The 9,794-nt window shown below is 64.0% G+C and carries 11 protein-coding genes and 1 pseudogene; 3 read left to right on the forward strand and 9 right to left on the reverse strand.

What is annotated here, in order from left to right; translation table 11 throughout:
- The coding region (locus EN780_RS19315; RefSeq protein WP_128275020.1) for a multicopper oxidase domain-containing protein at nt 1–1,107 on the reverse strand (1,107 nt) is incomplete at its 3' end.
- A gap of 113 nt (nt 1,108–1,220) precedes the next feature.
- Nucleotides 1,221–2,021, reverse strand: coding sequence for a phosphodiester glycosidase family protein (locus tag EN780_RS19320; RefSeq protein WP_128275021.1), 801 nt, complete (start codon nt 2,019–2,021; stop codon nt 1,221–1,223).
- Between the two features lie 162 nt (nt 2,022–2,183).
- Between EN780_RS19320 and grxD the strand changes: the two genes are divergently transcribed.
- On the forward strand, nt 2,184–2,519 hold the full coding sequence (grxD, locus tag EN780_RS19325; RefSeq protein WP_127282336.1) for a Grx4 family monothiol glutaredoxin: 336 nt from the start codon (nt 2,184–2,186) through the stop codon (nt 2,517–2,519).
- 190 nt (nt 2,520–2,709) lie between these two features.
- Nucleotides 2,710–3,802 (forward strand): annotated as a pseudogene (locus EN780_RS19330) (multidrug effflux MFS transporter).
- 40 nt (nt 3,803–3,842) lie between these two features.
- Here EN780_RS19330 and EN780_RS40705 read toward each other — a convergent pair.
- From EN780_RS40705 to EN780_RS19365, 7 genes are all read right to left on the reverse strand, one after another.
- Nucleotides 3,843–4,076 (reverse strand): hypothetical protein, encoded by a 234-nt coding sequence (locus EN780_RS40705; protein WP_245500019.1) that lies wholly within the window; start codon nt 4,074–4,076, stop codon nt 3,843–3,845.
- Nucleotides 4,077–4,322: 246 nt separating this feature from the next.
- Nucleotides 4,323–5,150, reverse strand: a complete 828-nt coding sequence (locus EN780_RS19340; protein WP_128275022.1) for an inositol monophosphatase family protein — start codon at nt 5,148–5,150, stop codon at nt 4,323–4,325.
- Between the two features lie 10 nt (nt 5,151–5,160).
- On the reverse strand, nt 5,161–6,018 hold the full coding sequence (gene ttcA / locus EN780_RS19345; RefSeq protein WP_189556613.1) for a tRNA 2-thiocytidine(32) synthetase TtcA: 858 nt from the start codon (nt 6,016–6,018) through the stop codon (nt 5,161–5,163).
- A gap of 159 nt (nt 6,019–6,177) precedes the next feature.
- Complete coding sequence (rpsD, locus tag EN780_RS19350) at nt 6,178–6,795, reverse strand: 30S ribosomal protein S4 (RefSeq protein ID WP_126054848.1); 618 nt, start codon at nt 6,793–6,795, stop codon at nt 6,178–6,180.
- Nucleotides 6,796–7,132: 337 nt separating this feature from the next.
- A complete protein-coding gene (locus EN780_RS19355) occupies nt 7,133–7,321 on the reverse strand; it encodes a DUF3008 family protein (protein ID WP_126054849.1) in 189 nt (62 codons plus the stop codon).
- A gap of 60 nt (nt 7,322–7,381) precedes the next feature.
- On the reverse strand, nt 7,382–8,167 hold the full coding sequence (gene murI / locus EN780_RS19360) for a glutamate racemase (protein ID WP_127282341.1): 786 nt from the start codon (nt 8,165–8,167) through the stop codon (nt 7,382–7,384).
- Nucleotides 8,160–9,077, reverse strand: a complete 918-nt coding sequence (locus EN780_RS19365; RefSeq protein WP_128275024.1) for an RNA methyltransferase — start codon at nt 9,075–9,077, stop codon at nt 8,160–8,162. The genes murI and EN780_RS19365 overlap by 8 nt, the downstream gene beginning before the upstream one ends.
- 207 nt (nt 9,078–9,284) lie before the next feature.
- Here EN780_RS19365 and EN780_RS19370 point away from each other — a divergent pair.
- Nucleotides 9,285–9,794, forward strand: a 510-nt coding sequence (locus tag EN780_RS19370) for an isocitrate/isopropylmalate family dehydrogenase (RefSeq protein WP_245500020.1), incomplete at its 3' end; no start/stop codon positions are given.

The raw sequence follows: 9,794 nt of genomic DNA on the forward strand, positions 1-9,794 counted from the left end.
GAACATGCCTGACCAGCCGAGCTCGGTGAATTCCGACTGGTGGGGGTGGAACATATAGAGGCCCGGCTCGTGCTCGCGGAAGTGGAACTCGAGGATGCCGCGCTCGGCCTGGCACTGGGTGATCAGATCGACGGTCTTCAGCGTCGGGTTGAGCGTCGTGCCCTGATTGTAGTAGTCGAAGAAATTGGCGTGCAGGTGGAAGGAGTTGATCGGGTCGAACTCGACGACGTTGATGAGATAGATGCGGACAGGCTTGTCCTTCAGCACCCTGATCGGCTTCTTCGCGTAGGCGTGGGCGACCGTGTTGACGGCGTAGACCTCGTTCTCGTTGTCGAAATTGGTGTCGAAGGCGTTCATGACCATCACGAACTCCTGCCAGCCGGCATTCTCAGGCGTGCCGAGCAGGCGCGAGCGGGCGACCGCGTCGTGTTCCGGATGACGGGCCGGGTCGGGATCGATGACGAAAGCGCCGTACATGCCCTTCTGGATATGCCGCTTCAGCGGCAGCGCGTGGCAGTGATAGAGGTGACAGCCGAACGGCCTGGCATCGAACTCGTAGACGAACTCCTCACCCGGCCCGATCAGGCCGGCGCCCGGGACACCGTCCATGCGCGCGGCATGGATGCCGTGGAAATGCATCGAATGCGGATGCGAGCCCTGGTTGCGGAAGACGATCCGCAGCCGGTCGCCTTCGGTCGCGCGCAGCGAAGGCCCCGGCACCCGGCCATTATAGGTCCAGGCTGGAAACATGATGCCCGGCGCGATCTCGATCTCCTTGTCTTCCGCCGTGACTTCGAACGTGCGAAGCGTGCGCCCGTCCGGCAGCGTCGATACCGTCCCGGTCTCCCAATCGCTGACCAGCTTCACCGGGTCGAAGCCGTTTCGGGCGTCGTCGACCTCGCCGACCGTGATCATCGCTCCAGGAGCGGACAGATGCGCCGGCTGGCCTTCGGCAGCAGCTGCCGCCGGCATCTCGTGACCGGCATGGCTTGTCTGCCCGCGCGCCGCGCTCGCCACCACCGCCGTGCCGCCTGCAGCCGCGAGGCCACCGGCCAGAAGCAACCTTCGATCGAACTTGCGCTCCAGCAGGGATCTCGTCTCGGTCATGCCAGCATCCTCCAGATCGCGGTAAGCATAGCGGATGCTTCAAGATTTAGCTATAGCTATATTGTTATGGCCGCGGCTTTGGCGGCGGAGACAAGCTCAAGGCCTCTTGGGGGTTACTGCGCCGTCTTCCTGGCCGACACCGCGATGATCGGGCCAGCAGGGTATTTTCCGCCGACGATCATCCTGTCGCCGTCCGACAGCGCCGAGACCACGCCGTCGAGGAACAGCGCGTTGCGACAGGAAAGCCCGTCGCGGAAGAGCCGCGCGAAGCTGCCGAGGCTGACTTCCGAGCGCGAGATCGCCAGCACGACGGTACCGCCATCGCGCACGCCAACCCCGTTGCGGACATAGCGCGAGGTGCCGTTCTGGTCGAAGCGAGGATGCAGCGCGCCGTCGACCACCAGCATCGGGCCCGACTGCGTGGCGAAGACGGAATCGGGTTTGGCGCCGGCATAGGCGTTGCTTTCCATCACCGCGGCCTTGCCGTCCCTGCCGATCAGGAACACGCCGTTCGGCTTCAGGAAGAAATTGCCCTCGGCGTCGGCAAGGTTGAGCGACGCTCTTTCGCTGCCATCCTCGACAAGCAGGCCGACCGGCGTCAGGTCCTCGTGGTACATGCCGCCATTCATGGCAAGCAGGACCGGCCGCCCCAGCCCCTTCATCGCCTTGTCGAACACCTCCAGCGAGCCGTAGGGTTTGCCGTCAGCGCCGGCATGGAAGAGGCCGACGTCATAGGAGTTGAGATCGATCTCGCAGACGACATAGGGGACCGCCTCGAAGCTCAAATCCCGGCACGGTGCGGGCAGTCCGCCGACGACGAGCGGCGGGCGTTCCCGCGGCCTCAGCCAAAGGGCCGCGGCCAGGGCGACGAGCAGGACGCCGATCAGGATCGTCGCGAGATGGCGCTTTTTCATTACGCTCCGGGAGGATTGGCAGCTAGGGACTTGGTGCAGCGTCAGGCCATCTTTTGCGCCATTTCGGCGCCAGCAAGGCAAATACCTTGTTTCGGTCAACCTATGGGTTTATTTGATGGTTATGTTTCGAGCCTGACTCCCACAGGCGTGAAAGGATTCTCCATGAGCGGTATCAACGACTACATCGACAGCGAAGTGAAGAGCAACGACGTGGTGCTCTTCATGAAGGGCACGCCCGGCTTCCCGCAGTGCGGCTTCTCCGGCCAGGTGGTTCAGATCCTCGACTATATCGGGGCCGACTACAAAGGCGTGAACGTGCTGACTTCGGCCGAGCTGCGCCAGGGCATCAAGGAATATTCCAACTGGCCGACCATCCCGCAGCTCTACGTCAAGGGCGAGTTCGTCGGCGGTTGCGATATCGTGCGCGAGATGTTCCAGGCGGGCGAACTGCAGACGTTCCTCGTCGAAAAGGGCGTCAGCGTCAAAGGCGCTGCCTGACTGAACGCGCCTGCCGGCGCCTGAGCGCCGGCGCTGGCTTCCGGGGCCGCCCCCACCTCGGCACTTTGGTTCTCGATACCGGGAACGAGACGGATCGATGCGCCGGCCAACCGGCGCAGGTTCGTTTGGAAGATCGGATCTAGCGGTGGACAAGCAGGCAGTAGCGCAGCAATCGGCAACCAGTTTGCCCATTCCGCGCTGGGAATTCATCGCGCTCTGCGCGGCGCTGATGGCGCTCAATTCTTTGGCGATCGACATCATGCTGCCGGCGCTGCAACAGATCGGCGCCTCGCTCGGTGTCGAAAATGAAAACCACCGGCAATATGTCATCACCGCCTACATTCTGGGTTTTGGCGGTGGCCAGCTCCTGTTCGGCCCGGTCTCCGACCGCTTCGGACGGCGCGCGCCGCTGGTTGTCGGGCTGGTGATCTATGTCCTGGCGGCGGGTGCCGCAGCCATCGCCCCGTCCTTCGCTACGCTGCTCGCCTGCCGGGTGGTGCAAGGCATCGGTGCGGCTGCCACGCGCGTCATCGCCGTCTCGATCGTGCGCGACACCTTGGCACGTCATCTTCATCACCATGGCGGCGGGCGCGCTGATCGTATCGGCCTGGGCGCTGCTGCGCCTGCCCGAAACCCTGCATCCGGAATACCGCCGGCCGCTGACGGTGCACGCCATCGTCGGCGGGTTCCGCATCGTGCTCACCAACCGCATCGCGCTCTGCTATGCCTTTGCCAGCACCTTCATCTTCGGCGCCATGTTCGGCTTCATCAATTCGGCGCAGCAGATCTATCTCGACGTCTTCCATGTCGGCGAACTGTTCCCGCTGATCTTCGCCGGCGTCGCCGGCGTGCTCGCCTTCTCGAACTATCTCAACTCGCGTCTGGTCGGCCGCGTCGGCATGCGCCGGCTGTCGCAGGGCGCGCTGCTGCTCTTCCTGACCATCAGCCTGGCCTGGCTCGTCGTCTCGCTCGAAATGCAAATGCCGCTCTGGCTGTTCGTCGGCTTCTTCGCCCTCGCAATGCTTCCGTTCGGCGGGCTCGGCGCGAACTTCAACGCACTCGCCATGGAGCCGCTCGGGCAACTGGCCGGCACAGCCTCGTCGATACTAGGCTTCATGCAGACCTTCCTCGGCGGCATTCTCGGGACGCTGATCGGGCAGGCCTACAACGGCACGGTGACACCGCTCGCCGCCGGCTTCTGCAGCGTCTCGGTGGCGGCACTGCTGATGATCCTGTTGGCAGAGCGCGGCAGGCTGTTCCAGCCGCACAATCCGCCGGTCTGATGCGTGTTACCGACGCTCCCGAATTGCGCCCGCCCCTAGACTAGCTTGCACCTTCGACAGTTGCGGTGAAACGAGGGGCAAGCATGCGCCCCGCGACGGCTCCGCCCATGCTGTCTGAAAACGGCAGCGGCAGAGCCTCGTCGAGCGCCTTGAGGATGGACGTCACGAAAGCACGGTTCAGCGCTTGGTCGGTTCCCAGATCGGAATAGGTGGCGCGTGGCTTGCCGATGAGCGTGCCGTTTCGGCGAAGCGAGAACCGCAGTGTCAGGGACATGCCGGCAGTTCCAGCCGGTGGCTTCCAGCAGGCATAGATGGCGTCCGACATCTCCACCAGGGTGTCGATGGGATCGGAACTGTGACAAGGGCGGCGCTGCTGCGCCCCGGCTTCGCAGGGGGCCGCAACCACGGCGATGACCAGGGCTGCTGCGAGGATTGCCGACCAAGGTCGCATCAGCGGTTCTCCGGACTACGCGAAGCCTCCGGCTGCCCGCCGGCTTGGATCGGGCCTCGGCTCCTGCCCCTACTCCGCCCAAAGCTCGCGGCGCAGTTCCTGCCAGCTGTCCTTGTCGGGGGCGACCAGGATGCCGCCGTCGACATGCGAGGGCAGATAGGCGCTGCCGTCGATCCGCGCCGCGTAGCCGCCGGCTTCCTGATGGATCAGCACGCCGGCCAGGTGATCCCACGGCATCAGCTTGTTGTAGACGACGAAATGCGCGTGGCCGCTGGCGAGCAGCCGGTATTCGTGCGCCGCGCAGCGATAGCCGAACTGCGACAGCGCCTTGGTCTGGTTGCGGGCGAGCCGCGAGCGCTCGGGTTCCGGCAGGTATTGCCAGGAGACGGCGCCCGTCATTTGCGAGATCGGCACGGCCGCCGCGACGCGCACCTTCTCCAGCGCGCCATGAGCGTGGCGGATGTGGCTGCCCGCGCCCCTGGCGCCGATCAGCCAGTCCTTGCCGACGGGATCGTGGATGATGCCGGCGACGGTCTCGCCCTTGACGACAACGCCCAGCATGACGCCGAACAGCGGCACGCCTGAGGCGAAGTTGAAGGTGCCGTCGACCGGATCGATGACGAAGGCGAGCTCGGCATCGCCGAGGCCGCCGAGCAGCGCCGGATTGTCGGAGCAGGCCTCCTCGCCAACGATCATGGCCGAGGGATAGCGCTCGCGCAGCCTTGCCGTGATCACCCGCTCGGCATTGACGTCGGCCTCGGTCACCAGATCGGCGGCCGATGTCTTCTGGCGGACGTCGCCTTCCCCCAGCCGGCGAAAGCGCGGCATGATCTCGGCAGTGGCCGCGTCGGAGAGGAGACCGGCAAGCCAGTCGATGGCGCTATCGTCAATTGTCATGGGGATCGTCTTACCTGTCGTTGAGGGCGGCGAAGTCGAACAGCTTCCTGTCGAGCAGATGCGAGGGCCGCACATTGGTCATGGCGCGGATCATCGTGTCCTTGCGGCCGGGCATGCGCTTTTCGATGTCGTCCAGCATCGCCTTCATGGCATTGCGCTGCAGGCCTTCCTGGCTGCCGCAGAGATCGCAGGGGATGATGGGGAACTTCATCGCGTCGGCGAATTTCTCGAGATCGGCCTCAGCGTTATAGGCGAGCGGCCGCAGCACCATGACGTCGCCCTCATCGTTGAGGAGTTTCGGCGGCATGGCGGCAAGGCGACCGCCATGGAACAGGTTCATGAAGAAGGTTTCGAGGATGTCTTCGCGGTGGTGGCCCAGCACGAGAGCGGCGCAGCCCTCCTCGCGCGCGATGCGGTAGAGATGGCCGCGCCTGAGCCGCGAGCAAAGCGAACAATAGGTGCTGCCTTCGGGCAGCTTGTCGGTGACCACCGAATAGGTGTCCTGATATTCGATGCGATGCGCAATGCCGTTGGCGTTGAGGTAGTCCGGCAGGATGTGTTTCGGGAAGTTCGGCTGGCCCTGGTCGAGATTGCAGGCGAGCAACTCGACCGGCAGCAGGCCGCGCCATTTGAGGTCGAGCAGCAGAGCGAGCAGACCGTAGGAATCCTTGCCGCCGGACAGCGCTACCAGCCAGCGCACGCCGGGCTTCACCATGGCGAAATCCTCGATCGCCTGGCGCGTCAATCTGAGGAGCCGCTTGCGCAGCTTGTTGAACTCGACGGAGGACGGCACCTCGGCGAACAGGGGATGGAAGCCGCCCTCAGCGTCGTCACCGACCGGCTCGAGGGATTTGACGTCTGGCAGCATATTCATGGCGCATCGGCCCCAGGGACAAGTGTCGTGCCCGGATTAGCGCATCGGCCCGGAAATCGAAATCGATTTCTGCGAGGGTGCCCGCATGGCGGGTTCGGCAAACAAAAAGGCCGCCCAATGGGCGGCCTTTCGATGGATTGCTGAAGCAACCGATCAGCGCGAATAGAATTCGACGACCAGGTTCGGTTCCATCTGCACGGCGAACGGAACATCCGAAAGGCCGGGGATGCGCGCGAAGGTGGCAGTCATCTTGTTGTGGTCGGCTTCGATATAGTCAGGCACATCGCGCTCGGCGAGAGCGACCGATTCCAGCACGATGACGAGCTGCTTCGACTTCTCGCGCACCTCGACGACGTCGCCCGGCTTGCAGCGATACGAGCCGATGTTGACGCGCTTGCCGTTGACGTTGACGTGGCCGTGGTTGACGAACTGGCGGGCGGCGAAAATGGTCGGCACGAACTTGGCGCGGTAGACGACCGCGTCGAGACGCGACTCGAGCAGGCCGATCAGGTTCTCCGAGGTGTCGCCCTTGCGGCGGTCCGCCTCTTCATAGACCTTGCGGAACTGCTTTTCCGAAACGTCGCCATAGTGGCCCTTCAGCTTCTGCTTGGCGCGCAGCTGCAGGCCGAAGTCGGAAAGCTTGCCCTTGCGGCGCTGGCCGTGCTGGCCGGGGCCGTATTCACGCTTGTTGACCGGGGACTTCGGGCGGCCCCAGATGTTCTCGCCGAGACGGCGGTCGATCTTGTATTTCGCGGATTCGCGCTTGCTCATCGCATTCCCTTTCAAAACAATACACCCGGAACCTCATGCTCCGAGTGAAGGAAACGCGCCCTCCTCTGGCCTCCGTTTTCGAGACCTGACAGGGTTTTCCACGCAACGCGACGGAAAACCCACGGGACACGTCAGTTAACAAGGCCTAGGAAGAAACAATCGAACTTCCATCGCCTCGCGCATAAAGAAAACCACCGGGCATTGCGGCCCGGTGTTGGCGCGCTGATTAAACGGAGATTTAGGCGGTGTCAAGCTTGTGCGTGGCTCTGCGGGCCAATCACAGAGAGCCCGCGGCCCCGCAGGCGGGTTTTTGCTTTTCTTCCCAAGCGCAGCGAGATCAGCTCTTCGATTTCTTCTCGGGCAAGCCCTTGCGCCTGGTCTCCGCGAATTCCTCGAGCTGCTTTTCGCTCATCGATTCGTACATTCCCTTCGAGGCGCCCTTGAGCTCGCTCTTCTTGGTGTCACCGCGCTTTGCCGACAGCGCAGCGCCGGCGGCCTTTTGCTGAGCTTTCGATGTGGCAGGCATGGTCGTTTCTCCCAATTGACTATGGGAGGGAACGCAGCCGCCCAGCCGATGTTCCTGCCGTCACGGGATCGTCAGACCAAAACCCTGCATCAGCCGGCTGACCGCGAAATCCGCCTTGCCGGAGGTGAAGACGGCAATGTCGGGCTCGCCTTGCGAGGATCCGTTGACCGGCGGGAGCAACGACATGGCGCGGCGGGCTATCGCTTCGGCCGGATCGATCCAGTCCACCGGCCAGGGCGCGGTCTTGCGCATGCGGTTGACCAGGAATGGATAGTGGGTGCAGGCAAGCACGACGATGTCGGTATGCTGCCCATCGCGTTCGATGAAGCAGGGCGCGATCTCGGCGCGCACGGCGTCCTCGTCGACAAAGCCCTCGCGCATGTAGACCTCGGCCAGTCCGGCCAGATTGTCGCTGCCGACCAGGCGGACATGGCATTTCTGCGCCCATTTGCTGATCAGGTCGCGCGTGTACTGCCGCTTCACCGTGCCCGGCGTCGCCAGCACCGAGACCAGGCCGGAGCGGGTGCGTTCCGCCGCCGGCTTGACCGCCGGCACCGTGCCGACGAAGGGATGGCCGGGAAATCTTTCGCGAAGCGCATCGATCACCAGCGTCGAGGCGGTGTTGCAGGCGATGACGGAGATCGCCGGCGAAAACCGGTCGAGCAGCCTGGCGAAGAGATCGAGTATGTGCGTGCGCAGCGCCGGCTCCTCCCAGGCGCCGAAGGGAAAGGCCGCGTCGTCGGCGACATAGACGAAGCGCCGGTCGGGCATCAGCACGCGCGCCTCGCGCAGCACGGTCAGGCCGCCGACGCCGGAATCGAACATCAGGATCGGCCGGTCAGTCATTGTCTGTGCCCTTGCCGCCCAGCGGCGCGTCATTGTCGTCGCCATTGGCGTTGGGCGCCTGGCCCGCTTCCGCCTTGCGGGCGCGCGCGGCAGCGGCGGGCAGCCGTCTCGGATCGTCGCCGGGGGAGCCATCGCCGCGCGGCATCGCCGGCGAAAATCTGTCCAGCGACGAGATGATGCCCCTTAGCACCTTCAGTTCCGGCTCGGCGAAACCGGCGCGCGTCAGCACGGCACGCAGATTGTCGACCATCTTCGGCTTCTTCCCTTCCGGGCGGAAATAGCCGCGCGCCTCCAGCGCACCTTCGAGATAGGTGAACAGGCTGTGCAACTGCTCCTTGGTCGCCGGCACGAGTTCCGGTCCGGAGAAGTTGGTCTGGGTTTCGTCCTCCAGTCCCGACTTCATCCATTCATAGGACATCAGAAGCACGGCCTGGGCGATGTTGAGCGACGAGAAGCCAGGATCGACCGGAAAGGTGACGATCTCGTCGGCGAGCCCGACTTCCTCATTGTAGAGGCCGAAGCGCTCGCGGCCGAACAGTATGCCGGTGCGCAGCCCGGCACGCTGCCGCGTCCTCAGCGCCCTGCCCGCCTCGACCGGTCCGCGCACGGCCTTGAAGCCGTCGCGCTCGCGCGCCGTGGTGGCGAAGATGAAATTGAGATCGGAGACCGCGGAGGCAAGATCGTCGAAAACCCGCACCGCATCGATGATATGGTCGGCGCGGCTTGCCGCGGCGCGCGCCTTCTCGCTCGGCCAGCCGTCGCGCGGATTGACCAGCCTGAGCTCGGCAAGGCCGAAATTGGCCATGGCGCGCGCGACCATGCCGATGTTCTCGCCAAGCTGCGGTTCGACCAGGATGATCGCCGGGCCGGCTGCGATGGGGATGTCTCGGGATTGTTCGTCGGCTGGCATGGACGTCAATGAACTGCTGTTTGCGGCATTTCGGCGACCCCTGCCATATTCGGCGGCGAAAATGAAGCTTTCGCAAAGAATGGCATCAAGCGGCACCGCCGATCGCCGTTTGCGCGCTCAAAAAGCCTTTGATATACGCTCGGCATCTCCGGCCGAACGCCATGCGGGCAAGGCCGTTCCGATCCCCAGCAACGAGGCATTCTTTCCATGGCGAAGATCAAGGTGGCGAACCCGGTCGTCGAGCTCGACGGCGACGAGATGACCCGCATCATCTGGCAGTTCATCAAGGACAAGCTGATCCACCCCTATCTCGACATCAAGCTCGACTACTACGATCTCGGCATCGAGCACCGCGACGCCACAAACGACCAGGTGACGATCGACTCGGCCAACGCCATCAAGAAATACGGCGTCGGCGTGAAGTGCGCGACGATCACCCCCGACGAGCAGCGCGTCGAGGAATTCAAGCTGAAGAAGATGTGGAAGTCGCCGAACGGCACGATCCGCAATATTCTCGGCGGCACCATCTTCCGCGAGCCGATCATCATGAAGAACGTGCCGCGCCTGGTGCCCGGCTGGATCAAGCCGATCATCGTCGGCCGCCACGCCTTTGGCGAACAGTACCGCGCCACCGACTTCCGCTATCCCGGCAAGGGCAAGCTGACGATCAAGTTCGTCGGCGAGGACGGCACCGTGATCGAGCACGACGTGTTCGAC

This window comes from Mesorhizobium sp. M4B.F.Ca.ET.089.01.1.1 (assembly GCF_004022605.1).
Classification (GTDB): domain Bacteria; phylum Pseudomonadota; class Alphaproteobacteria; order Rhizobiales; family Rhizobiaceae; genus Mesorhizobium; species Mesorhizobium abyssinicae.